Origin of the sequence: Collinsella sp. AF29-7AC (assembly GCF_003475665.1) — a bacterium.
In the GTDB taxonomy this organism is placed as follows: Bacteria; Actinomycetota; Coriobacteriia; order Coriobacteriales; family Coriobacteriaceae; genus Collinsella.
In genome coordinates this window covers 1-26,029 of sequence record NZ_QRQX01000009.1, presented here as the reverse complement: position 1 = coordinate 26,029, position 26,029 = coordinate 1, and the positions used below count along the sequence as shown (strand labels likewise).

Sequence of the window (26,029 nt, the reverse complement as noted above, 5' to 3'; positions counted from 1 at the left end):
TCGACGCTGATTGCGCTTTACCACACAAAAGTATTTTCTGCATTGCAAGGCTTTTTGCCCCAAATGGTCGTATTTCTCGGTGGACGGCATATGCAAACGGGGGCATTCCGCATAAATGCGAAACACCCCCGTAACAATCGCTCTCAATGAGCTGGGCACCTCAGCGGCACTACAGCTCAACAATCATGCGCTACAGGCGCTCGCGAACCGCCTCGACCACGTTGGCCAGATCGACGAGGGCCTCGTCATGGCTCTCCATGTCGCGCACCTTGACCTTGCCGGCGGCAAGCTCGTCGCCACCCAGGACCAAAATGAGCTTGGCGCCAACCTTGTCGGCCTGCTTAAACTGAGCTTTGAGCGAACGACCCTGGTAGTCGGCCTCGGTCACGATGCCAGCGGCGCGAAGCTCCTGCGTGATGGCAAAGACGTTCTGGCGCAGCTCCTTGCCGGCATTGGCGACGTAGACGCACGGGGCCTCCTCGGCACCCAGGTCGCTGCCAAAGGCCTGCAGGGCCAGCAGCGCACGCTCAAAACCGACGGCAAAGCCGACGCCTGCCGTGGGCTTGCCACCCTCGAGCTCGACCAAGCCGTCATAGCGACCGCCGCCACCGATGGAGCCGACGCCGGCGCCGGGAGCCTCGACCTCAAAGACGGTACGGGTGTAGTAGTCCAAGCCACGCACCAAGGTGGGATCCTCGACATACTCGATACCCGCCGCATCCAAATAGCGCTTGACCTGCTCGTAGTGCTCGCGGCACTCATCGCACAAGTTGTCGCCCATCAGCGGTGCGTCGGCCATGATCTCGCGGCAGTGGTCGTTCTTGCAGTCGAAGGCACGCAGCGGATTGAGCTCGGCGCGCTCGCGGCACTCGTCGCACATCTCGTCGGCGTGATCGAGGATAAACTGCTTGACCTGCTCGCGATAGGCCGGGCGGCATTGGGCATCGCCCATCGAGTTAATGAGCAGACGGAGCTTGGAAAGATCGAAACCCAGGCGCTTGTAGAACTCCATGAGCATGATGATGCACTCGGCGTCTGCTGCCGGATCGGGAGCGCCGAGCCACTCGATGCCCACCTGGTGGAACTGGCGCAGGCGACCCTTCTGGGGACGCTCGCCACGGAACATGGCCTCGGCATAATAAGCCTTAAACGGCGTGGAGCCCTGGGGCACCAGGTTGTTCTCCACGACGGCGCGCACCACACCGGCCGTGCCCTCGGGACGAAGCGCCAGGCGCTGCTTGGGCTTGAGCTTGCTATCGGTGCCCTCAGCAAAGACGCGCTCCAGGTTGGCGCCGCTAAAGACGCGGAACATCTCCTTGCGCACGACGTCGGTCGACTGGCCGATGCCGTGGACAAAGACGTCCACCTGCTCGATCGCGGGCGTCTCGATGGGCTTAAAGCCAAACGGCTCGAACACGCCGGCAGCGATCTGCTGCATCTTTTGCCAAGCGCGCATCTCGGCGCCGATAAGGTCGCGGGTTCCCTCCGCCTTCTGTGCCTGCATGGGCAAACACCTTTCTTTTGTATCGCGTCATAGGTAGTGGTCATTATACGGCACAAACACAAACAGCGGCGGTGCATCTGACCGAACGAGGGTATGGGGACTCGTTCGGCCAGATGCACCGCCGCGGTGTGCAATCTGCAATCCTTCCGCCTCTTCGGATCACAAAATCCGTTGGACGGAAAGACTTCGGGTCATCTCTTGAGCCCGTGGCTGCATGGGAAACCGAATGACGGTACGAGCATCCATTCGGCTTCCAAGGCAGCCACGGACAAAACGGGGCAAAGAGCTACGAGCGACGTCGTCCCTACTCCCCCGCCACGCTCGCGCGCAGCTTAGCCGCGATGGGCTCAGACGCCAGCAGGAACACCAGCATTGCCACCGAGCACGCCAGGCACACGATCCATGTGCTCGTAAAGGAGCCCGTGGCATCGAACAGTATTCCCGAGACGATGGCGCCCACCGTGCCGCCAACCATCTCGAGCGAGGTGATGGTGCCCGTTACCTTACCCAGGTCGGCCATGCCAAACTGCTTGGAAGCCGCGATCGTGGGCGTGATGGTGCCCATGCACGTTCCAACACCAGGGCTCACAGCGGCGACAATAGGACCGAGGTCCGTCGTCGGGAAGCACAGCGCCACGCAGGCGATAATGCACGCAACGGAGCCAAGGATATTGCCAAAGCGCAGGCCAAAGCGGTCATAGATTGCACCGAGCGAAATCTTGGCAATAACGACGGTGACCATGTAGGCCGAAAGTACGGTACCCGCCCACATGGGATCGTGGCCTCCCGTGACAATCTTGGCGCCGTTGACGGTAACACTCGTCATGTTGGTAACCTGGTTGGGCAGGATGGCGCCATTGACCAAGCCCATAAAGAGGAAGGCAACGACGAGCAGCCAAAACGCCGGGCTCTTCTTGATACGCGACCAGCCGACGCTAACCTCGGGCGCCGTGTGCTCGTCCTTGTCGCCAGCCGTCGAGACGGACGGATCGCCCGGGTTCTCGCCGAGCGGCTTAAGGCCAATCTCGGAAGGCTTGGTGCGGAAGGAATACGCCGTGATGGGCAGCGCCGCCACCATGCAGACGGCGGCAAGCACCAGAAAGGCGGAGCGCCAACCCACGCTCACGATAAGTGAACTCACAATCGGCGAAAGGATGGCACCGCCAAAGCCCGAGCCCGAAAGCGCGATGGAGATGGCAAGACCGCGCTTGGCGGTAAACCAATTAGCGGTCACCAGGCTAATAAGCAGACGGGTCGATGCGACGGCGAAGCAGCCCGAGACGGCAAAGAGCACGTAGACCTGCCACAGCTCACCGACAAAGCTCATGCCCACGAGCACCGCCGAGGTGGCGATGACGGTAAGCGAACCCAAAATACGACCACTAACCTTGTCGGCAACATGGCCAATGACAAGCGATCCGATAACGCTCACCACCGTGGAGATCGCATTGGAGATGTTGTACTGCGCAAGAGATATCCCCAAGTCGCTGACGATGAGCGGCTGGAACAGGCTCATGCAGTTGACGAAAATGGTGTAGCACGTGGCCATGATCACAAAGCCGGAGGCCACCACGAGCCAGCCGGGGAAGAACTTACGTTGCTGAGACATACTGTTCCTTTTTAAGCAAACGAGTAGCAAGATTGGGTGCTACCGGTGGTCGGCGATGTAGCCCAAAGCGACGGCGGCATAAGCCGCGGCGCCAAGGGGAAGCTCGGCATCGCTAAAACGTGCCTTGGGATGATGCTGAGCAAAATGCTCGTCCGTATCAGTCACAGCAGCGCCCACGGTAAAGTACGCGCTCGGGATCTCGCTCGAGATCAACGCGAAGTCCTCGCTCGCCATGGCGTGGAACAGCGGCAGGAAGGCGGACTTGGGCAGCACCGCGCCCACGTAGCCAAGCGACGCCTGCGTCATGCCGTCGTCGAGTACGAGCGGGGGAACATCCGAGAGTGTCTCGATAGTCGCCGGCGTACGATAGGTCGTGGCAACGCCTTTGACGACCTCCGCGATGCGGGCCTTGAGGTGCTCCATGAGCTCGACATCGAAGCCACGCAGCGTTCCCTCGAGCACACAAGTATCAGGGATGACATTTGCGGCCTGACCGCCGGCGAACTTGCCAACGGTAAGCGCGACCTCCTTGGCCGCCGGCACTTCGCGAGCGATAAGCTCCTGAAGTGCCAGATGCACGTGCACACCCGCCGTAATGGGGTCGATGCAGATCTCGGGGCTCGAGCCATGACCGCCCTTGCCCTGCAGCGTGATGCGGAAACCGTACACGCCCGAGAGCGCCGGACTGCCGTAAAGCACCAGGCCAAGCGGCGACTGGCTATTGACATGCATGGCAAAGGCGGCCTGGGGACGCGGGTTCTGCAGCAGACCGTCGGCGATGGCGGCGCGGGCACCCTCAAAGGTTTCCTCGCCCGGCTGGAACAGCAACTTAACCGTGGCGTTGGCGTCGACAAGTGCAGACTCGCGGGTCTTGAGCAGGCGCGCCGCTCCAAGCAACGCCGTCGCGTGCATATCGTGTCCACATGCGTGCATGCAGCCGTTCGTAGAGGCGAAAGGCTCGCCTGACTCTTCGGCAACGGGCAGGGCATCCATGTCGCCACGGAGCATGATGACCGTACCGGCCTGTTCGTCCGTGCAGACGCCATTGCCCTGGGCCGCGGCGGCACCGGCGCCGACAAGGCCCACGACACAGGAACCATCGACGAGCGTGGCAAATGGGATTTCCATCTCGGTCAGGCGCGCTTGAATATACGCAGAGGTCTGTGGGAGGCTATTACCCAGCTCGGGCATCTGGTGTAAATCGTGTCGCCACGCAGCGAGCTCGTCTGCAAAAGCCTGAGCTTCTGCAACGAGACCGTCACCGATAGCGGCCTGCGCCGCTGCAGTGGCCTTGGGCGCTGATTGCGGTTGAAGATCGGACTGAGCTGGTGCCATAAATGCCCTCCAGTAACGTTTTTGCAGTAAGTACTTTGATAGCGTAAAGTGCAAGGTACAACTTTAAAGGCGAGGCATAAAAAAACGCCGCCCCAGGAGGGCGGCGCAACAAGTTGTTTACAATTGCGGGCGCGGCTTTCGACGCAAAAAATCGAAGTGGGTCTCGCTCAAGATAATCGACAGGAAGATAAGCACAAAGCCGGCGAGCAGGCGCGAGGTGAGCGCCTCCCCCATCAGCAGCACCGAAAACAACACGCCCGAAGGCGACTCCATCGAAAGGAGCAGCGAGCCCGTCGAGGCCGGGACATGTGCCAGGCCGACGTTTTGGATGAGCAGAGCCACGCATGTGCAGCCCACCGAGAGAAACGCCATCACACAGATAAAATTCGGCGTCCACACGGACAGAGGCGCCTGGGTCTCGAATAGCAGCGACGAGATCAGGCTCAGCACGCCATTGCCCACAAACATCCAAAACGTGATGACGTTGATGTCCATTTTGCGACCGTACTTGGCGGTCACCGCCATCTGGATGGCGAAGAAAACCGCGCCGCCCAGCGTAATGGCATCGCCGATGTTGAACTCGACGCTATCAAGCGCCACCAGGCCAATGCCCGCCAAGCACAGCAGTGCCGCGCCCAGATTATAGCGGGTGAGTTTTTCGCCGCTCAGAAAATAGCTCGCAAAGGGCACGAGGATGCAGTACGTACCCGTCAAAAACGCGTTCTTGCCCGCCGTGGTGTGCGCCAGACCGACCGTCTGCAGGACGTAGGCGGCCCACATAAGTGTGCCCATTCCAAGTCCGACGATAAGATTGCGGGCGTTGAGGTGCGCGATGATGCGCTTGTGGAAGATGACAAACATGACCAACGCCGCAGGCAGAAAGCGCACGTAGAGCAGTTCAAACACCGGAATGGTGTCGAGCGCGTCCTTCATAGTGGTAAAGGAGTAACCCCAGATAATCGCCACCGAAAGCAGTAGAACTTTCCAGAACAACGGCGAACGAGCACCGGCACCACGGGAGGTGCCGCCCGCACCCAGGTCCTCGCGAGCCACAGGGCCATCGGGCATCATTTCGATATTGTCAGTGACATGCTGGGGCATAGGGCATCCTCGCGCTCAATCTGGGCGTGGTGTCCGCACGCGCGTGACCGCATGCCGCCTCATGGTCAAATAAAAACAGGGCGCACCGGACCCCCGGCACGCCCCGCTACTGTAGCAACAACCAAGCAGCCCATGCAATTCACTCAACTAAAGCGTCGGAACAGAAATCCTCGATGTTCCGACGGCGTTTACGTTGCTGTATTAAATCAATTTGGTCGACTCCAGCTTTTCGATGATCCAGTCGTTGGCTTTGATGACCGGGCGGCGGAAGACGACGCCAAGGGCCAGCGACGGAATCAGGTAGCTCGCCAGAATGCCCAGCTCAATCCAGTACTCCATATGGTAGGCACCGGCCATGGCAGCGTGCATGGCGTTGATGCCATGAGTGAACGGCAGGAACGGATAGATTGCCTGGAACACGGGGCCGGTCATCTCGATGGGGAACGTGCCGCCCGAACCGCCGACCTGCATGACCAGCAGCACGACAGCGAGCGCCTTGCCGATATCGCCAAACGAAACCGTAAGCGTATAGACGATATTGGAGAACACGAGACTCGCGACCCAGCCCGCCAGCACAAACTGCAGCGGGTTGTCGCACTGAATGCCAAAGAACAGAATGTCGCCCGCGCACACGAGCGTTGCCTGCAGCAGGGCCAAACCGCCAAAGAACAGGTAACGGCCCAGATAGATCTCGTGCAGGCGTACGGGGACGAGCTCGTTGATAAGCTCATCGTCAACCGAGACCTTCATCATGGCCGCCAGTACAATCGAGCCGACCCACAGCGACAGAATCGTGTAGAACGGTGCCATGGCCGAACCGTAGTTGCGGATCGGATAGACCGGTTTGCGGTCAAGCGCAACGGGGCCAGAAAGCGACACGGCCAGACCCTCGGGATCGTTGCCGATCATCGTCTTGATCGTGGCCAGATCGTCCGACATAAGAGCACCGTCGAGCTCGTCCTTGAAAGCGCTAATCTTGTCCGACGCCTCACCCAGTTGGTCAGAAGCCTTGTTGACGAGCTTTGCGGCTTTGGACAGACCCTTCGCGAGCGAACCAGAGGCGTCGGTCAGACCGCTCACGGCGCTATCCAAGTCGCCCGAGATACCGTTCAGGGAATCCAGAACGCCCGAAATGGTCTTCTTGAGCTCCTTGGCCTTAACCGAGAACGTGGAATCATAGTCGGACTTGGCTCCCGAGATACCCGCCTTGGCATCGGCGATTGCCTGGTCGACCTCGGCACGCGAGTTGTTGACCTCCGCCATGCCGTCCGAAAGGGACTTTGCGGTCGCCGTCAGGTCCTTCGCATTGTTGCGGTACTCAACGGCGATTCTGCCCAGCGACGTAGCAGCGGACTTGAGACCGTCTTTGAGCTTGTCATCACTCACCTGGTCGGCAAGGCTGCGGAGCCGATCGGCCATCGCATCGATATCGTCAGCACGCGTATTGAGCGCCGCTGCGGCTTCGTTGAGCTGAGACACCGTAAGGTCAACATGCTGATTCGCGGCATCGAATGCCTTCGCAAGCTCGGCGGACACATTGTCGAACGAACCCGCGCTTCCATCGATCGCGGCATCGATGGCATCGTTTGCCGCCTTAAGCGCTTCTTTGGAATCATCGATGCCGCTTTTGGCATGTTCCATGAGCTGCTTCGTCGACTCATCAACGGTGCCCGTCTGCTTGAGCATGCCGCCCGCCGATATCAGTGAATCGGACGTAGAGCTCAATATGCCCGCGAGCGACGTCGCGCTCGCCTGAACGTCCTGCAGGTCCTCGACCGAATCGCCCAGCGTAGAGGAAAGATTGGCGATAAAGTTGCTCACCTGATCGGTGCTCATGTAATCGAGCAGGCTGGACACGGTCTTAAGGCCGATGGTCGTGATGGTCTTGGTAAAGGTCTCGTTGACCTGACTCTGGACGGCGCTCGAGCCCTTTTCAGTCACGATCTGTGCGATGGCGTTGGCCTTCTGGTTCTCGTAGAACTCGATATCGGCGTGCTTCACCTCGGTCGAGAAAAGCGTCATCATGTCGGCGCTAAACGTCTTGGGGATAACGACGGCGGCATAGTATGCGCCCGACTTAACGCCCTCAATCGCCTTATCGCGGTCGTTGAGGACAACCCAGTCAAAGTTCTCGTTACCGCGCAGGGTCGCCGTCACGTTTTCACCCACGTTGATCTCGACGGGAATCAGGTCGCTCTCGTAGCCCTCATCGGTGTTGACCACTGCAATCTTAAGGTTGCCGGTATTGCCGTACGGATCCCAGCTGCCGGCGATGTTAAACCACGCGTACAGGCACGGCACGATAATGAGGCCCATCACGACGACCATGCCGATCACGGAGCGAGACACGTTTTGGACATCACGCTTAAACAGGTGCAGGATGTTCTTCATTTATGCCTCACCTCCTTTAGAGTGCTTGCCAAGCGGGGTGGTATCTCCATCATTTGTAGCTGTGCTGTCGCTGCCCTGAGATTTACGATGCGCACCGATATGCGGCAGACGGCTCGTGGGCTGTTCGCTGTCCTTGGTGCCCCGCTCGCTGGCGTTGAGACCAAACATGCGACGGGCGGCAGGGATGGCAGCCGTGTGCTCGCGCATCTCGCGGCGAAGATCCTCATCCGAAAGCGCCGAGATGCGCATCTGGGTGTTGAGGCTTGCACGGATGTACTCGATGTTGATGAGCCAGCCGCAGATGGCAATGACCGAGATAATCCAGATAACCAGCAGAATGATCTTGCCATTGTTGTCGATATCGAGAACCGTCGACAGAATGAAGAGCAGCACCTGCACGCCGACTACAGCAGCGAAACCGCCCTTGATGTAGTACGGGTAGCGATGCTCAAAGGCGACCGCATGATCGAGCAGTTCGCGACGGTACGAATCCGAATCGAGCATGACGCGCATGGCCGTACGCAGCGAATAACGTTGGCGCGGCAGGTCGTTGGACTCGCAGATCATGAGGCCCGTCGTGGAAAGCTGCTTATCAAAGAGCAGATTGAGGTTGAGCAGCAACGGGCGCAGCTGCAGACCGATAAAGAGCGCGATGATAAGGAACACGCCCAGGATGCACAGGTTGAACAGGTAGTTGAACGAATACATGCCACCGACGGTCTCGCGCAGCAGGTTGATGCCATAGGTGAAGGGCAGCAGCGGATGCAGCCATTGGAAGAAGCCGGGCATCATCTCGATGGGATACATGCCCGACGAGCCGGGGATCTGCACAATGACGAGGATGACGCCAATGGCTTTACCGATATGCTTAAAGGTGGTGGACAGCGCATAGATGATATTGACGTAGGTGAACGAGATAGCGATGCCGCCCAGCACAAAGAGCAGCGGATTGACGCACTGAACGCCAATGACTAGGTCGCCCACCGTAACGATGATGGCCTGGAACGCGCCCAGGATCACCAGTAGCAGCCAGCGGCCAAAGTAGCCCTGACGCGCCGTAAAGCTACCGATGCCCTCGCGGTCGACCTCGAGTTTGTAGATAGCGATGAGCACATAGCCGCCTACCCACAGCGCCAGATTGGTGTAGAAGGGCGCGATGCCCGAGCCAAAGCTCTTGACCGGATAGATTGACTTGGATGTCAGCTCAACCGGAGATGCCATGAAATCTGCCACGTCATTGACGTCGACGTCCATGAGGTCGGCTAACTCGCCCATAGACCCAGAGGTCTGCAACGCCGCAATGTCATTGGCGGCGGTCGCGAGCTTGTCCTGAACCTTGGCAAGGGAGGCGTCGGTTTGGGACAGCGTGGTCTTTGCCTGCTTGAGCGTGGCGCCGAGCTGCGCCAGCGTGCCGCGCGCGCTCGCTATCGTGGGGGTCATACCCGATACAATGCCGGTCAAATCGCCCGAAACGGCGGCAAAGGAGTCAAGCGCGCTCGAAGCCTTCGGAAGTGCGTTCTGACCCAGATCGGTCTGAGCCTGACCGAGGTTAGCCGTACCGGTCTGAATTGCCGCGTTGAGTGCGTTGCTCGCGTTCGAGACGGCCGTGGCGTCATTTGCCATGGCGCTCGACTGCGCAGAAAGGCCATCCTTGATGCTCTGCAGCTTCTGGTTTTGCTCGCGAAGCGAATCGATGGTCGATACAATGCGCGCGTCAATTTCCTCGGAACCTGTCGACGTGTCATTAACGAGAATCTCCAAGTGCCCGATAACGGCCTTATTGTGATCGATCGTCGCCTGGAGAGACTCGAGCGAGTTGTCGATGCGGGTGGTCGTAGATGTGACCGTACCCGTTAGCTTGCCAATCGCAGCGTTCGCGGAGGCTGACGTCTTGGTGAGTGCAAGGCTACCTTCCGAGAGTGCCTTGGAGAGCGAGGTGATAGAGTTGCCCGCCGTGGCGCGAGCCTCGCCCAGCAGGTCGTTGCCCTGGGAGATCGCCTGCGTTAGAGAGGGCGCCTGCCCCTGCAGGCCCGCCAGCGCAGCATCGGCCGAAGCAATCGAGCTGCTCGTCTTGTCGATGGCGGTGTTCATGTCGCCGATGGAATCGCGTACTTCGCCCAGGGTATCAGACGCCTCGGACACCGAGCCCGCCAGCGAATCCCGGGTCTGGGTCGCCTTGTCTTTAAGGTCGATGCCAGCATCTTTGGCAATGCCCGCGACGGTCTCGCCCACCGTGGAGACAAACTCCGAGTTGATCTGCTCCTCGATGGTATTGGCACCAGTGTCGGTGACCTTGGGCGCAATAGCGCTCTTCTTCTCGTTGACGTAATAGGTGAGCTTCGGCTGATGGTAATTGCCATCGAGCATCGAAACAAGATTGTCGGAGAAGTTCTTGGGGATTACGATGGCCGCATAGTACTCACCACTCTCGACGCCCTCTTTGGCATCGGCGGCCGAATCGACGAAGGTCCAGCCCAGCTGATCGTTCTCCTTGAGCTGATCGACGACCTGGTCGCCCGCGTTGAGCTCGCCCACCAAGTCATTCTGAGTGCCCTGATCGTTGTTGGCGATGGCAATCTTGATACCTTGGGTGTTTCCGTACGGATCCCAGTTTGCCACGATGTTGTACCAGGCATACAGCGAGGGGATAACGCACACGCCCAGGGTAACCACCAAGGCGACGGGGTTCACAAGCAGTCGCTTAATGTCGCGCTTGAATATCGCAAAGGAGACCTTTGCGTTGGATAGTTTGCTGCCGAGACTCACGCTTGGACCATCCATCCTGTCGTTGAATCGAATCGTACTATCGACAACCATTGTACGTAGGCGCTTTAGTGCCTCGCGGCACAATGGTGCTGAGTTTTGCGGGTAGCAATATACTACGAAGATGAGTTAGTGTACAGTTGTACAGTATCTTTAATTTCAGCAGGTCACAAAACCACAGCCCGCACAAATTAGCAATCCGAATAGTCATTGGGAACGTTCTTAAACGACTAGTCAAACAAGAACGTCCCCGATGACTACTTAGGGCCACGAAAGCGTCGCAGGTTGAGCATAAGTCAGCGAAAACGCCCCTGAGCGAGCAAGGTGACGTGAAAGAGGAGGGAAGCGTACTTTGGTACGCGACCGACGATTGAACGTCAGATTGCCGCTTAGGGGCGTTTGCAGCGTCGACCGGTCCGTCGTTCGTTAGAACGACGGAACCAATAGGTTCGTTAGAACGGCGGACCCAAAGGCGTAACTACTTAACTACATCAAGTTGCAAACAGCCGCCGCGAAGGCAACGGGGTCCTCGGGGAGGATACCCTCGACCAGCAGGGCCTGATCGTAGAGCAGGCCGGAGTACTGCTTGATCTTGTCGGCGTCACCTGCCTTCTGGGCAGCGACAAGCTTGTCAAAGACCGGGTGCTTGGCGTTGAGCTCGAGCACGCGCTGGCTCTTGGGCATGCCGTCGGGCGCGCCCTCGGGCCCCTTCTGGAGCACCTTCTCCATCTCGAGCGAAAGCGGACCCTCGGTGGTGATGCAAGCGGGGGCATCGGTCAGGCGCGCGGAGACGGCAACTTTCTCGACCTTGTCACCGAGCGCCTCCTTCATAGCGCTAAAGAGGTCCTCGTTTTCCTTGGTGGCGTCCTCGGCCTCCTTCTTCTCGTCCTCGGTCGCCAGATCAAGATCGCCAGTCGCAACGTTCTTGAGCTCCAGGTGACGATCCTCGACCTCGGGCTCGGCACCGTCGGCAACGGCCTTTTCGGCAGCCTCGCGGGCGGCGTCGTCCTCGTAGATCTTGGGCATATCGGCGGCCACGTACTCACGCATAGCCTGGAACGTGAACTCATCCACATCCTGCGTCAGCAACAGCACGTCATAGCCGCGCTCGAGCACGCCCTTTACCACGGGCATCTTGGCCAAGCGCTCACGCGAGTCGCCGGCGGCGTAGTAGATGGCCTTCTGATCCTCGGGCATGCCCTTGGCATACTCGGCCAGGGTAATCATCTTCTGCTCCTTGGCAGACCAGAACAGTAGCAGGTCGGCGAGCTCATCGGCCTTCATGCCATAGCTCGAGTAGATGCCGTACTTAAGGCCGCGGCCAAAGTTCTCAAAGAACTTCTCGTAGGCCTCGCGGTCGTTGTCGCGCATGTCCTCAAGATCGGCAGTGATCTTCTTCTCGACACGCTTGGCAATGGCCTTGAGCTGACGGTTCTGTTGCAGCGTCTCACGCGAGATGTTGAGCGTCACGTCGGCAGAGTCCACGACACCGCGCACAAAGTTGTAGTAGTCGGGCAGCAGGTCGTCGCACTTCTCCATAATCAGCACGTTGGAACTGTAGAGCGCCAGGCCCTTCTCGTAGTCCTTGCTGTACAGATCGAACGGGGCGCGACCCGGCACAAACAGCAGCGCATCGTACTCAAGCGTACCCTCGGCATGGAAGCTGATAGTGCGCGCGGGATCGTCAAAGTCGTGGAACGTGGACTTGTAGAACTCGTTGTAATCCTTCTGCTCAACGTCGGAGCTGCGCTTTTTCCAGATCGGCGTCATGGAGTTGATGGTCTCGAGCTCCTGGTAGTCCTCGTACTCGGGCTTGTAGTCGTCGCCGGCGTCCTCGGGCTTGGGTTTCTGGCGGCTCTTGCTCACCATCATCTGAATCGGGTAGCGCACATAGTTGCTGTACTGCTGAATCAGGCTCTTGAGGCCCCACTCGGTCAGGAAGCGATCGTAGGTCTCGGCCTCGCCGTCGGCGTCGAGCTTCTCGTTCTCGCGCAGCGTCAGGATGACATCGGTGCCGTGCTCGGCGCGCTCGCCGTCTTCGATGGTGTAACCCTCAAGACCATCAGACTCCCACACGTGAGCGGTGTCCTCGCCATAGGCGCGGCTGACAACCTTTACGTGGCTGGCAACCATAAAGGCAGAGTAGAAGCCCACGCCAAACTGGCCGATGATGTCGACATCGGAGCCCTGTTGCTCGGCGTTCTCGGTCTTAAACTCCTCGGAGCCGGAATGGGCGATGGTGCCCAGATTGCGCTCGAGCTCCTCGGCGGTCATGCCAATGCCGTTATCCGAGATGGTAATGGTGCGGGCGTCTTTATCAAAAGAGACGCGAATAGCCAGGTCGCCCTGGTCGAGCTTGACACTCGGGTCCTGCAGGCTCTTAAAGTTGAGCTTGTCGACGGCGTCGCTCGCGTTGGAGATAAGCTCGCGCAGGAAGATTTCCTTATTGGTGTAGATGGAGTTGATCATGAGGTCGAGCAGTTTTTTGCTCTCGGTCTTAAATTGACGCATGTGCAGTCCTTTCGCGCTACCCCCGTCCGCAAAAACGGCCCGGTTGCCCGAGCCGCATCGCAGACCTGCTATGTCCAGACTTAGATTTTATAACCCATTAGCGCGCATATATACATACGGAATCGAAAAACTGTATGTCCAAACGCTCTGATGCGCCAATTGCCAAGGAGTGTCCCCGACTGCCGGCAGGAAAGGAACGTCCCTATCTGCCATCTACGCGCTTGGCCATCCAAACATGGGGCTGGCCCTCGTCTTCGTAGTCCACCGGGGCAATCTGCGTGTAACCCGCCTTGGCATAGAGCGGCAGCACGTATTCCTGCGCGTGCAGCTTAATGAGCTTGGCGCCGGCATCACGCGCGCACGTATCACTGGCCTCGACAATCTTGCTCGCCAAACCGCGACGGCGCATGCTCGGCAGCACGGCCACGCGCCCCATAATGTAGGTCTCCCCCGCCGCGACGCCTTCGTCCAAGTCGCACGCCGGCGACACCGGAGCCTCTGCGTCAGCTGCGCGCTCGAGTTCTTCGGGAAACACGCGCGAGCAACCGGCAAGCTCACCGTCTACATAGAGCGTCACATGGATGCAGTTCGGATCCTCGTCGATAGCGTCAAACTCATTCTCGTAGCCCTGCTCGTCCATAAAAACGACGCGGCGCACCAACGCCGCGTCATCAAAGCATCCCGTCTTAAGTTGGATATCCATAGCTGCCCTTTCATTCAACGCGAACGTTAGGGACAGATTTTAGCGAAAATGAGCTCCGCGCACGCTAAACTTCGCGCGAGCCTTCGCCAGACAGTCGTAATGACCCACGTTATGGGCATCGCTCGCGATGAAGCTGTACAGGTTCTGATCGAACAGGCGCTGTGCCGGCTTTTTCTCGCGACCAAAGCGACCGCCGGCAATAAAGTCCGCCGAAGCCTGCAGCTTGCAGCCCATATCGACCAGGCGCTCCGCCACGCTTACATCCTTTTGAACCGCACGATAGCGCTCAGGATGAGCGATGATCACCTGGTAGCCACGGCACTGCAAATCGTAAATCGTGTTCTCGTACTCTCTAAACGCATACGCATCGGCATGCGTCGAAAGCTCGAGCAGAAACTCGTTGGTCCCATCGAAATGCAAGTGATCCGCGGCATCGATACCAAGCTCAACGAGCTTTCGATGGTTGACCTCGAAGCCCATCTGGAGCGGAAAACCGTCAGCGTTATCGCGCAGCAGCTCAAAGGCATCCCACATCTTGTCGTAATCAAAATAGGGATCACGGCAGTGAGGAGTGCAAACGATTCTGGTTACACCGGCCCGCTTGGCAGCCTCGAGCATCGCCAAGCTCTCTTCGAGATCGGCGGCGCCGTCGTCTACACCCGGCAAGATATGGCAATGAATGTCACGCATAGGTCAGCCTTAATCAACTAAACGTTTGCTCGGTTGGTGAAGATGCCCTTTTTGGAAGTGCCCTGATCGTCGGAGCCCTTCTTAACCTTCTTACCGTCCTTGGTGTAGTAAGAATAGTAGTACTCGCTGGTCTCGGTCTCACAGTAATTCATGACGGTACCGATGAGCTTGACCTTCTCGGACTTCTTAAGCTGGGCGATAGCGTTGAGCGCCTCTTCGCGCTTGGTAAAGTCCTCGCGCACCACGAACAGCGCGCCGTCGGTCAAGCTGGCAATCTCGGCAGCATCGATGAAGGTGCCGACCGGAGGAGCATCGAAGATGACGTACTGGAACTTGGCGGACAGTGCCTTTACCAGCTTGGCAAAGCGATGGGAGACGATGATGTCGGCAGGATTGGGAATGTGCGGCTCGGCATCGAGGAAGTAGAAGTTCTTCTGACCCGTCTCGACAATCGCCTGGTCGATAGAAACCTGCTCGGACAGGACTGCATAGAGTCCGCCGCGGGAGCGGACGCCGAGCATATCGGCAAGGGACCTGCGACGCATATCAGCCTCGACCAGCAGGACACTCTTGCCGCTCGTGGCGATTGCCTGAGCAAGATTAATGGAAACCGTAGACTTGCCCTCGTTGGGAATCGAGGAGGTAACGGTGATGGTGCGAATGGGGTCGTCCACGCTCGCAAAGCGGATGTTGGCCAGAAGGGTCTTGGCGGCATTCTGCACAACGAGCTTATCGGTGTTCTTTGCCTTAGCCATGCCTATTTACCACCTTTCATAGCCGGAATTCGGCCAACAACGGGAATACCCAGGAGCTCTTCTGCCTCTTCGGCACCGCGGATGCGGGTATTGAGCATGTCTGCCAAAACGACATAGGCAACTGCGATAAAGATACCGGCGAGGAACGCGACGGCAATATACAGCGTGCGCTTGGGGCCGCTGGGGGCTTCGGGGGTCTTAGCCTCGTCGATAACGTTGATGCTCTGGGCAGCGCCGACGTTCTGAGCGACCGTACTCACCGAGCTGGCAATTGCCTTTGCGACCTCAGCCGTCTCCTTGGCATCGGTGCCGGTAACCGAAAGCGTAATGACACGCGTGGTGGTCTCGGAGGAAACAGACACCTTGTAGTCATCCAGATCGGTGAGGCCCAGTTCTTTGGCGGCGCCGCTCTTAACGCTATCGCTATCCAGCAGCGTGGCGATATCATTGGAAAGCATCTGGCTCGCCGAGAGATCGTTGTAGCTCATCTGACCGCTATCGTCGGTCTTGGCGAGAATGTACATGCTCGTCGTCGCGGTATAGGTGTTGTCCATCGCAACGAAGGACACGATGCCCATGGCGATCGCGCAGACCACCGGAAGGGTGATGACCAGCTTGAGGTGCTTCTTCAGCAGCTGGAACAGTTCGAGAAGGGTCATGCAGCTTGCCTTTCATTTCCCCAGTTCGGATTGACAAAACTGTCCGTATGTTATCGCATCTTTTTACCGAGACCAAACTCTATACATAAGAAACAGGCTCTCCTGTAAAAATGTCGGAAGCAATCGTAAAATTGCACAACAACGCCGCACCCGAAAGCCCGATGCGGCGTCTACATCAATATCTATGTTGCATCGCTATGCGAATGGCTCGTCCTGCTGTATGGGAAACGTCACCGTAATGGTGGTTCCCACGCCCAACTCGCTCGACAGATCGAGCGTGGCGTGATGATACAGGGCCGCATGCTTGACAATGGCAAGCCCCAGGCCGGTTCCGCCGCGCGCCTTGGACCTACTCTTGTCCACGCGATAGAACCGCTCAAATACCTTGCCCTGTTCTTCAGGCGCGATACCGATTCCCGTGTCGGCGACAGCGAGGAACGGACGGCCTTCGTCGTTGGTGCCGCACTGCAACGTAACCGTACCGCTGGGTCGATTGTAGCGGATGGCGTTGCTTGCCAGATTATAGATGAGCTCGTCGATCAAGCGCGAAACGCCTTCGATGACCACAGGCTTGGTCTCATGACTTATCGTCACATTCGCCTGACGGGCAACCTGTTCAAGACGCTGCTCAACCGCGTAGATCGCACGCGAGAGCTCAATAGGCTCCGTGGACCCAATGGGCACTGCCTCGCCTTCAGTTGCACGTTCGGCCTCGTCCAAGTTAGACAGCGTAAGGATGTCGTTGACAAGCGCTGCCAAGCGGCCCGCCTCACGATAGATGCGACCGCCAAAGTTGCGCAGGTCGTCCTCGCCCTCGACCATGCCATTTGCGATGAGCTCGGCATAGCCCGAAATCGCCGTAAGCGGCGTCTTGAGCTCATGGGTGATATTCGCCGTGAACTCGCGGCGCATACGGTCGTTGTCCGCTAGCACCGCCATTTGGCGCTTGAGTTCCTGGCGCTGCGACTCGATGCGCTCAAGCATGGGGACCATCTCGGCATAGGCGTGCTCATAGCTACGGCGTGGGTGATCCAAATCCACCTCTTGCAACGGCGCGATGATGGCACGGGACTCACGGCGCGCCATAAAAAACGAGAGTACTGCACCCGCTGCTGCGATAAGCAGCATCGGCGCCAGCATCGACAGCAAAATCGCCGCAACGCCAGGCTGGGCCTGCGCCAAGCGAACGACCTGGCCGTTATCAAGGGTGACGGCGCGATACAGCATAATCTCGTCGAGTGTAGAGCTTGCGCGCTCCGCGGAACCCGAACCACTCTCAAAGGCCTCGATGACCTCGGGGCGATCGCCATGGTTGGGCAGTGTGGAAGGCGACGCCTCGTTGTCGTAGGCAACAGATCCGTCCTTATTGATCAGCGTGATACGAAGATCCTCGCGATCGAGGCTTCGCAAGAACGGAATGGGCTCCTGTTGCTCGTCGAGGGCGGCAGCAATGAGCTCGGTTTCCTGCGCCAGATTGGCACTCGTGGCATCCGCCAAAGTGTTTTGCACAAAGAACGCACCCAGCACCGTAAACGCCACGATAACTGCCATGGCGCAGACAAAGATCGTCACAAAAACGCGGTGCGACAGCGTATGTTTTCCCTGGGGGGCGAAGACCACGGGTTACTCCTCCGATGCGGTGGCCGCGGTGTCGTCGCCTTCGGCACCATCACCGGCAGAAGGCTCGGCCAGGCGATAACCCACGCCGCGCACGGTCTCGATGGCGCTGGCATGCTCGCCCAGTTTTTGGCGAAGCGTCTGCACGTGCACGTCAACGGTGCGCGAACCGCCGTCGAAGTCCCAGCCCCACACGCTCTGCAGCAACGACTCGCGGGTAAAGACCACGCCGGGCTTGCGCATGAGGTACTCGAGCAGGTCGAACTCGCGCAGGGTGAGCTTAAGCGGCTCGCCGGCAACGGTCACCTCGCGATGGCTGGGCGAAAGCACGATGTCGCCCACGCTGAGCACATCGCTCGCCTGCTTGACCATGCCGCCGCGACGCAGCAGTGCGCGGCAGCGGCTCGCAAGCTCCATGAGCGAAAACGGCTTAGTCAGGTAATCGTCGGCACCGCCATCGAGCGCCATCACCTTGTCGAGTTCGGTGTCCTTGGCGGTAAGCATCATGATGGGCACCGTCGCCGTCAGGCGATCGGCACGCAGGCGACGCATAATCGCCAAGCCATCGGTGTCGGGCAGCATGATATCGAGCAGCACAGCATCGGGCACCCGTCGCGCCACGGCAGCTTTAAACTCGCCATCACACGAAAAGCCCTCGGCCTCGATTCCCTGCTTGCGCAGCGCGTAGACTGTCAAATCCCTGATGTTGTCATCGTCCTCGACGTAATAGATCATGTTGAACCCCTTTGCGGCCGATATGACCGCATCTTAACCCTAAAGGCACCTGTAAAAGACAGCGTCAGCCAAAACGCCCCGTCAAATAATCCGCGGTGCGCGGATCGGACGGATTCTTAAAGAGTTGCGCGGTGGGCGCGTGCTCCACCAGCTCACCCAGCAAAAAGAACGCAACCGAATCGGAAATACGCGCGGCCTGCTGCATGTTGTGCGTCACGACCACCAGCGTGCAGGTCTCCTTGAGCTCGCAGGCCAGCTGCTCCACCACCAACGTCGACACAGGGTCGAGTGCCGAAGTCGGCTCGTCCATCAGCAGAATGTCGGGCTGCACGGCAAGTGCGCGGGCGATGCACAGGCGCTGCTGCTGTCCACCCGAAAGACCCAGGCCCGACTCTTTGAGCTTGTCCTTGACCTCGTCCCACAGGGCAGCGCGACGCAGGGAGTCCTCGACCAGCTCATCGAGCACGGCGCGGTCGCGCACACCCATACCGCGAGGACCGTAGGCGACGTTGTCGTAGATGCTCATGGGAAATGGGTTGGGGCGTTGGAACACCATGCCCACGCGCTGGCGCAAACGGCAGATGTCGCAATCGCCCAGGATATCTTGACCATCGAGCGCAATCTTGCCCTCGATGCGGCAATCCTTGATGCCGTCGTTCATGCGGTTAAAGCAGCGCAGCAACGTGGACTTTCCGCAGCCCGAAGGCCCGATGAACGAGGTGATCTGCTTGTCGCGGATCTTGATATTCACGTCCTTGAGCGCATGGTGGTCGCCATAGAACAGGTCGAGGCCCTCGACGTCGATGCGCGTCGGCGAGGCGGCAAGATCCTCTGCCGTGGGGCGAGTCGCATCCCCAACCTCGCGCTCATGCGCGGCCTCGGCCTGCGCTTCCATGAGTTCTTCAAGCTTCGTGGGCTCCACAGCCGCAGCAGCCGTCATACCGCACACCTCCATATCGATATCAATTCAGCAGTATCGATAGTAGGAATCGCGGCTCATACGCACGTGAGCACATTGTCAAGTGTTTGTAAGGGCACGCTAGCTATGCGGCGGGCAGCTCGATGGTGAATATCGTGTGTTCGGGCGTCGATTCACATGCAACGGTACCGCCGTGTGCCGCGATGATCTCCTTGGCAATAGCAAGGCCCAAACCGGCACCACCGCGATTGGTCGCACGCGCCGCATCCAGGCGATAGAACTTCTCAAAGATCACCTTGAGCTTAGCCGCAGGGATAGGATCGCCCTGATTGATAAAGCGCACGCGCACGCCGCCATCGTCTTGGCGCCTGGCCTCAATCGTGATAGTCGAACCCTCATAGCTATAGGCGACGGCGTTTTTCATGATGTTGTTGAACACGCGGGCCATCTTGTCGCCATCCACGAGCACCGTCAGGTCCTCGCGAATATCAACTTGGGCTTCCTCATGCTGCTCGTTGAGGATGGGATAGAACTCGTCAGCCACCTGAGCCAGCAGCAACCCCAGATCAACATAGCCGCGCGTGAGCACGATATCGTGGAAGTCAAAGCGCGTGATATCGAAGAACTCTTCGATGAGCGCATCGAGCCGGTGCGCCTTGTCGAGCGCCACGCCCGTAAAGTGCGCACGTTGCTCAACCGGCAGCTCAGGAGCCTCTTGCAGCAGCGAAAGATAGCCCACCACACTGGCAAGCGGGGTGCGTAGGTCATGTGCCAAGTACGTGACCAGATCGTCCTTGCGATGAGACTCGTCACGCAAGGCCTGTTGCACCTTGCGCTCGCGATCACGCACACGGTTGAGTGCGCCCTCGACCTCCAGGAAGTCGCCGTCGATGTTATCCCAGGTGTCGGGGTGATCGATCAGGCGATCTTGAATACGAGCGGCCAGCACACAATCGGCATGCTGCTCGCCCTGCTCGTAGCCCTGGTAGTACAGGGCGCGGCCGCAAAAGAACAGCACGCACACGGCAAGCGCCAGCACAAAGCCAAGCATGTTGAATACAAAGACGGCATCGAACAGCACCGGCCCTTCGATGCCGCCGAGCGCCATGGCGCCAATCGCCAACGTCATGGCCCACGCGGCACCGCCAATCACCACGCAGCGGCGCACGACTTCAAATCGATCGATCAGCAAAAAGCCGACAAGCAGCACCGCCAAGATTCCAGCGATGCTATCGATGCCAATCAGCAGCAGGCTCAGCAAAAAGAGCAGCACCGTTGCAAGCGCGCGGTTGTCGACGACCGACCTCACGTATTCAAAGAGTCGATCGGGCACCTCGAATGCCTGCCTATCGTCTTTTGTCATATCCACTTCCCCACCATCAAAGGCCTTATTCGATTATGTAGCCGACGCCCCAGACGTTTTTGATAAAGCGCGGCTTTTGAGCGTCGTCACCGATCTTTTCGCGCAGGTGGCGAATGTGCACCATCACCGTATTGTTGGAGCCGGGCATAAAATCCTCGTTCCATACCGCGCGGAACAGATCCTCCACGGCCACCACACTGCCGCGATGCTCGACCAGATACAGCAAGATGGAATACTCGATGGGCGTGAGGCGAACCGGCGCACCGTCCACCGTTACGGAACGGGCATCGCGGTTGATCTCTAGGCCGTCGAGCTGGATGGTCGGCGACTCGGCCGCCTGCGCACGGCTACCGTAGCTGGTGTAGCGACGAAGCTGAGCGTGCACGCGCGCGATGAGCTCCAGCGGGCGGAACGGCTTAACCACGTAATCGTCCGCGCCAAGCGAAAGGCCCTCGATCTTGTCTTGCTGGGCATCGCGCGCCGTCAGCATGATCACGGGATAGGTATGGCTGGAACGGATCGTACGCAGCAACTCAAGCCCATCGATATCGGGCAGCATGACATCCAGCAGCGCAAGATCGAACTCCTGCTCCAAGATTGCCTTGGCAGCATCGGCCCCGCTATAGGCGACCTGTACGTCAAAGCCTTCTTTTGTAAGGTAGATACCAACCAAGTCGGCGATGGCCTTTTCGTCATCAACTACCAAAATGCGCTCGTTCATGCGTGCTCCTCTCGCGCTCCATTATGCCCGAGGGGGCGCACGCCACACACAACAAGCGTGGGTGATTAAGTCGGCCTTAAGCACCCTTGTGCCCGTTCGGGCGCGGATGTGGGCCACGCGCGCACGCGATGATCGCCGACACCGGTAAACGATATACTCTAGTTCCAGAAGAGACCGTCCCGTCGAAAGCGAAATCTGTGAAGTCCCTCACCTCTTTTGCAAAGCGCTCAGCCCAGCTTGCCGCCGGCTTTGTCTGCGCTATCGCCCTTGCCGCTGGCGTGCCCACCGTCGCCGGCGCCCAAGTGCTCACGACCGACAATGTCTGCGGCAAAACCGCCGATGCGCGCGGCATCACGGCAGAAAACCTGCCCGATATCGATGCGACCAATGCCCTCGTCATGGGCAAAGACGGCACCGTCTACTATGCCCGCGGCGCCGATGAGCAGGTCAAAATCGCCTCGATCACCAAGGTCATGACCGCAATCCTAACCGTCGAGAATTGCAAGATGGACGAGAAGGTCACGGTGAGCAACGCCGCAGCCACCGTGGGTAATTCGACCGCCGGCTTGCTCGAAGGTGACGAGCTTACCGTGGAGCAGGCACTGCGCGGCCTGATGATTCCCTCGGGCAACGACGCCGCCATCGTGCTCGCCGAATATGTGGGCAAGAAGATCGACCCTAAGACCAAAGACGCCGAGGCAACCTTTGTGAAGGCCATGAACGAGCGCGCTAAGAAGCTCGGCTGCACCGGTACGCTTTTTGAAAACCCGCATGGTCTGGACTTTGATGAGTGGGCTGGCGATATGCACTCAACCGCACATGACGTGGCACTGATGATGCAGGAGGCCATGAAAAACGATACGATCCGCGAGGTCGTAGCGAGCGAGGATTCCTGGATCGAGGTCACGGGCGCCGACGGCACCGACCATTCGCATTCCATGGACACGCATAACTATTTGCTGGGCCAAGATGGCAACATTGGCGGCAAGACCGGCACCACCGACGACGCGGGCTACTGCTTCACGAGCGCCTACAACCGCGACGGCGACGAGATCTACACCGTCGTTTTGAACTCCACCACCACCGACCAGCGCTTTACCGATACCGCCACCCTTGCCAACTGGTACTACGGCCACAAGGTGACGGTCGCAATCGCCAACACACAGGAAAAGACCGCCAACGGCAACCCGCTTATGGCGCGCATTGGCCAAACCGACTGGACGGATAAGACGATCGACGCCACACTCGCCGATCCCACGGCGCAAGCGACCGTGTTTTCCCTTGCCGGCGAGGTGACCGAAAAGGTTAGCTACGACGATCTTTCGGGCACGGTGCATGTGGGCGACAAGGTGGGTAGCGTCACGCTCAAGCAGGACGGCACCAAGATCGCCGTCATGGACCTGGTTGCCGACGAGGAAGGCGCAGGGCCGAATCCCATTGAATGGCTGCTCGTGAAGCTCGATCGCTTGGGCCGTCGCATCGACAACCGCCCACTCACGGCAGAAAGCGAGACCGTCGCCAAGGCGCCCGAGGTGTAGGGCGCAAGAATAATAAGTCCACTGAAAGGAGGCGTCCGAAAGGATGCCTCCTTTTTTTGAGGGTTCGAATCCCCAGCCTCCTTTCTCCGCACCAAAAAAGGGCCCCAGATGGGACCCTTCTTTCAATTCATACTGGCGGAGAGCTGGGGATGTCCGGGCATGCTGCGCATGCCCTCCGGCTTCAAAGCCTGGCGGCTTTTCGCCCACGGGCTACAAACGCTTTCGCGTTTGCTTAACGCCCGTGCCCTCTCGGGTTCGAATCCCCAGCCGCCATTCTTGATAATAAAAAGGGCCCCAAATGGGACCCTTCTTCAAATTCGTACTGGCGGAGAGCTGGGGATTCGAACCCCAGATGCCCTTTTGGGGCATACTCGCTTAGCAGGCGAGCACCTTCGGCCTCTCGGTCAGCTCTCCGTAACAGCCGTTCTATAGTAACCAAACAGCCAAGGATGAGCAAGAGGAAATTTTCTAATTGCCTAGCAGCCCTTCCTTCTTGAAAGCTTCGCCTACCCCAGCGAGCGGTTGAGGGAGCCGAGCTCGTCGTTGCCCATGGTGCGCCACATTTGGAAGATACAACCGCGCGCCAGGAAAAAGAAACCGTTATCGACCAGTTGCACAGCGGCATCTGCCAGCTGATTCGTCACGGCAGACACTGGCGGCAGCTCTAGTCCAGCCTTGTGGATGGTCTCGACCGCTTCCTCGAACGTCGGAGGCTCGCTGACGCCCATCTCGTTCATAAGGCCCTGCATTTCTTCCAGCGCGCTGCTGCCCGACTCCTCGCCGCGCGGCACCAGACGGTAACAAGCCAGCGCCAGGTCGAGCTGATCGCAATTCCAATAGGCAAACGCCAAGCGATAGAACAGGTAGCCGATTGCAGAACGATCGCTGGCAATACGTAGGCCGTGGCGCGCCACCTCGATAATCTCGTCAAAGCGCTCCAGACGCGCAAGCACGTTGATGAGCGCAAAGTGCGACTGCATGGACGAGCGCGCCAGATCGTAAAGATGGCGCACCTCGGGCAGTGCTCGTTCAAAGTCCTCTTGCTCGGCGTAAAAGCTGCAGATCTCGTGCTGGGCAAAGTACAGCGCATCGGGCGCACGAAGGATTCGCACAGAGCGGTCTTCTTCCAACACCGGTAGCACCATGCGCACCAGCTGGTTATCGCAAAACTGCGTTTGAACCGGACCTGTCGCCAAAAGCTCGGCGACGGCGCACTTAGCCTCCAACTCCTCAACAAGACGGGAAAAGCCTTCAAAAGCACCTGTACGGTCGACTTTTGCCTGCTCGCGCAATTCAACAACACGGGCCACGTATGGGTCGTCGTCCTCTTCCATGACCTCCAGCTCGTCAGCCGTATCGGCAAGCAGCAGATCGCGCAGCGCCGGCGGCAGCATGCGATGGTCATCACGCGGACGAGCATGAACCTCCGCAGGTTCAATCGTCTCCGGAGCGGTTGACTCATATGCCTCAAGCACACGCTTGCACGGCATATCGTCCATGTCCATGCTCTCAAGATCCTTGGCGACAGGCACGCAATCGGCCAGATAGGCCGCGCGCCCAAAGAAATACGTTGCAACAACGCACTCGCCCTGCTCACTGTCGGGAGCAGCAATCTGCACATAGCAGCGCGTGATGCAGGTGCCCGCGGCAAAACACGCTGCCGCAAGCGTGAGTGCCACGCGCGCATCGTGCTCCGCGGCCCAGATCGCACGCGCGTCCTCGTCCAACTCGCGCCAGGCGTCATCTTGAGCGTCGTATTCACGTTGCGGCATGGCATCAACGACAGACTGCCCAAACCGAACGAGCATGATCCCTTCGGCAACGTTTGCCCGATAGGTATAGTCGAGCCGCGTGACCACGTTAAGTGCCTCGACAATACGCGCGAAGCGGGTACGCACATCCCACTCACCGCCCGGCTGGCAAGCCACCGTACCCGGTTTGCCCCACGGGTTATCGCTCGAGGCCGTATCAAGCGGTCGGGGAACATCGTTGGTCGTCTTGGCGATATGCCACGCATCAAAGAGCGCGCAGCCCTCAAGGCTCGGCGAGGATGCCGCAGGGACCAATCCGGCCCCGATGTGCTCAAGGATGCCGGAGAGACGGTTAAGACGGCACTCGATGGCAAGCAGCATGTCAATCTCGTCCTGGTCCAGCAGGCTGCGATCAAAATTGAGATAGAAAAGCTTTGAGCGATCGATGCGAGCCAGGCTCATCTCGGACTTAGCGGCGATGGTGCGCAAGCGAGGCAAGTCAATTTCACTCATAAGGGCGGCGGCATAGCGCTCGATACCGCTCGGATTCTCGGCATGGTCAACGCGGTAGAGCAGCGTCTCGATAGCGTCAGGTAGCGGTGTCGTGTTAAAGCCCAAAAACACCTCGACCGGCTCGGGCAACTTTACGAGCTTGATCTTGTCGACAACGTTTTGCATACCCTCGTCGAGTCCGTCGGCGTCCGCCGTGCTCGCAATGGTATTTTCGGAGTCAGCGAATATCACGTAGCGCAGGAACATCGATGCCATGAACTCACCGTAAGGAAGGGAGCGGGTCGAATTCCATGTCTCGTGATCGGACTGTTCGCGCATGGGACCTTCGGGAGAGCCGACGGTTCGCGCGCGCACGCGCATCGTGCCGTTTGCTCCCCTCACCATAATCTCACCAATACCGGAGTCCGACTCGTCAAGGACCAGTTCCATGTCGGGATCGTTGGGCAGCGGAGCCTCGCTGACGGGGCGGTCCACCTTGTACACCTCACCCGAAACGCTTACGTAGCCCAAAAGCGACACACGGCTTTTGCCAACGAATTCGACGACATAACAAGATTCATGCTGATCCTCGCCAAAGAGTTTCCAGACCACGCCATACGAGCGTCCCGCAGGCTGCTCGGGCATCGCCGGAAAGCGCTTCTTGGGATCGAGAAACCTGAGCTTGTATGTCGGACGCTCTGCCACGAAATATCACCCTGATCGGTCGCTTGAGAAGGAGTGGTCGCGAATAAGTCGCGACATCTACTCGGAATCTTACACGAGTCGACAGGAAATCGTCCCTTTGGACGAAAGCACTCAAGCTGGCGTAAAAGAAAAGCCCCCGTTGCCGGGAGCTTTAATCTCAAATGGTG

General features: G+C 58.8%; 18 protein-coding genes and 1 tRNA gene. 1 reads left to right on the top strand and 18 read right to left on the bottom strand.

The features are described from left to right. Nucleotides 1-190: 190 nt before the first annotated feature. The 16 genes from hisS to DWZ15_RS05340 form a co-directional block, all read right to left on the bottom strand. On the bottom strand, nucleotides 191-1,504 hold the full coding sequence (gene hisS / locus DWZ15_RS05415; RefSeq protein ID WP_117645931.1) for a histidine--tRNA ligase: 1,314 nt from the start codon (nucleotides 1,502-1,504) through the stop codon (nucleotides 191-193). A gap of 304 nt (nucleotides 1,505-1,808) precedes the next feature. Further along, entirely contained in the window at nucleotides 1,809-3,113 is a 1,305-nt protein-coding gene (locus DWZ15_RS05410) for an MFS transporter (RefSeq protein WP_118449831.1), read from the bottom strand. A 39-nt stretch (nucleotides 3,114-3,152) separates the two neighbouring features. Further along, entirely contained in the window at nucleotides 3,153-4,448 is a 1,296-nt protein-coding gene (locus DWZ15_RS05405; protein ID WP_118449829.1) for a M20 family metallopeptidase, read from the bottom strand. Between the two features lie 117 nt (nucleotides 4,449-4,565). Next, entirely contained in the window at nucleotides 4,566-5,549 is a 984-nt protein-coding gene (locus tag DWZ15_RS05400; RefSeq protein ID WP_117637368.1) for a DMT family transporter, read from the bottom strand. Nucleotides 5,550-5,750: 201 nt separating this feature from the next. Continuing rightward, on the bottom strand, nucleotides 5,751-7,940 hold the full coding sequence (locus DWZ15_RS05395) for a YhgE/Pip domain-containing protein (protein ID WP_118449827.1): 2,190 nt from the start codon (nucleotides 7,938-7,940) through the stop codon (nucleotides 5,751-5,753). Next, the gene (locus DWZ15_RS05390) at nucleotides 7,941-10,706 is read right to left on the bottom strand and encodes a YhgE/Pip domain-containing protein (RefSeq protein ID WP_233544643.1); all 2,766 of its coding nucleotides are present in this window, start codon (nucleotides 10,704-10,706) and stop codon (nucleotides 7,941-7,943) included. A 483-nt stretch (nucleotides 10,707-11,189) separates the two neighbouring features. Next, on the bottom strand, nucleotides 11,190-13,214 hold the full coding sequence (gene htpG, locus DWZ15_RS05385) for a molecular chaperone HtpG (RefSeq protein WP_055250494.1): 2,025 nt from the start codon (nucleotides 13,212-13,214) through the stop codon (nucleotides 11,190-11,192). 202 nt (nucleotides 13,215-13,416) lie between these two features. Beyond that, nucleotides 13,417-13,917 carry a GNAT family N-acetyltransferase gene (locus DWZ15_RS05380; protein ID WP_055250496.1) on the bottom strand — a complete coding sequence of 167 codons (501 nt, stop codon included), beginning with the start codon at nucleotides 13,915-13,917 and terminating at the stop codon, nucleotides 13,417-13,419. 39 nt (nucleotides 13,918-13,956) lie between these two features. Then, a complete protein-coding gene (locus DWZ15_RS05375; RefSeq protein WP_055250497.1) occupies nucleotides 13,957-14,607 on the bottom strand; it encodes a tyrosine-protein phosphatase in 651 nt (216 codons plus the stop codon). Nucleotides 14,608-14,624: 17 nt separating this feature from the next. Continuing rightward, nucleotides 14,625-15,362 (bottom strand): CpsD/CapB family tyrosine-protein kinase, encoded by a 738-nt coding sequence (locus DWZ15_RS05370; RefSeq protein ID WP_117736214.1) that lies wholly within the window; start codon nucleotides 15,360-15,362, stop codon nucleotides 14,625-14,627. Nucleotides 15,363-15,364: 2 nt separating this feature from the next. Then, nucleotides 15,365-16,021 carry a YveK family protein gene (locus tag DWZ15_RS05365; RefSeq protein ID WP_055250503.1) on the bottom strand — a complete coding sequence of 219 codons (657 nt, stop codon included), beginning with the start codon at nucleotides 16,019-16,021 and terminating at the stop codon, nucleotides 15,365-15,367. 195 nt (nucleotides 16,022-16,216) lie between these two features. Further along, nucleotides 16,217-17,641, bottom strand: a complete 1,425-nt coding sequence (locus DWZ15_RS05360) for a cell wall metabolism sensor histidine kinase WalK (RefSeq protein WP_118449823.1) — start codon at nucleotides 17,639-17,641, stop codon at nucleotides 16,217-16,219. 3 nt (nucleotides 17,642-17,644) lie between these two features. After that, complete coding sequence (locus tag DWZ15_RS05355) at nucleotides 17,645-18,373, bottom strand: response regulator transcription factor (protein WP_089572665.1); 729 nt, start codon at nucleotides 18,371-18,373, stop codon at nucleotides 17,645-17,647. 64 nt (nucleotides 18,374-18,437) lie between these two features. Then, on the bottom strand, nucleotides 18,438-19,313 hold the full coding sequence (pstB, locus tag DWZ15_RS05350) for a phosphate ABC transporter ATP-binding protein PstB (RefSeq protein WP_199410983.1): 876 nt from the start codon (nucleotides 19,311-19,313) through the stop codon (nucleotides 18,438-18,440). 103 nt (nucleotides 19,314-19,416) lie between these two features. Then, a complete protein-coding gene (locus tag DWZ15_RS05345) occupies nucleotides 19,417-20,655 on the bottom strand; it encodes a sensor histidine kinase KdpD (RefSeq protein ID WP_118449821.1) in 1,239 nt (412 codons plus the stop codon). 25 nt (nucleotides 20,656-20,680) lie between these two features. Then, a complete protein-coding gene (locus DWZ15_RS05340; RefSeq protein ID WP_117736216.1) occupies nucleotides 20,681-21,376 on the bottom strand; it encodes a response regulator transcription factor in 696 nt (231 codons plus the stop codon). Between the two features lie 197 nt (nucleotides 21,377-21,573). Between DWZ15_RS05340 and DWZ15_RS05335 the strand changes: the two genes are divergently transcribed. Then, on the top strand, nucleotides 21,574-22,914 hold the full coding sequence (locus DWZ15_RS05335) for a D-alanyl-D-alanine carboxypeptidase family protein (RefSeq protein WP_157758021.1): 1,341 nt from the start codon (nucleotides 21,574-21,576) through the stop codon (nucleotides 22,912-22,914). 323 nt (nucleotides 22,915-23,237) lie between these two features. On the opposite strand, the gene DWZ15_RS05330 is transcribed toward DWZ15_RS05335, so the two are convergent. Together DWZ15_RS05330 and DWZ15_RS05325 are read right to left on the bottom strand one after the other, a co-directional pair. Next, nucleotides 23,238-23,328 (bottom strand) — tRNA-Ser (locus DWZ15_RS05330). 92 nt (nucleotides 23,329-23,420) lie between these two features. After that, nucleotides 23,421-25,862: a lipopolysaccharide assembly protein LapB gene (locus DWZ15_RS05325; RefSeq protein ID WP_118449819.1), complete on the bottom strand. Its 2,442-nt coding sequence runs from the start codon at nucleotides 25,860-25,862 to the stop codon at nucleotides 23,421-23,423. Nucleotides 25,863-26,029: the final 167 nt, after the last annotated feature.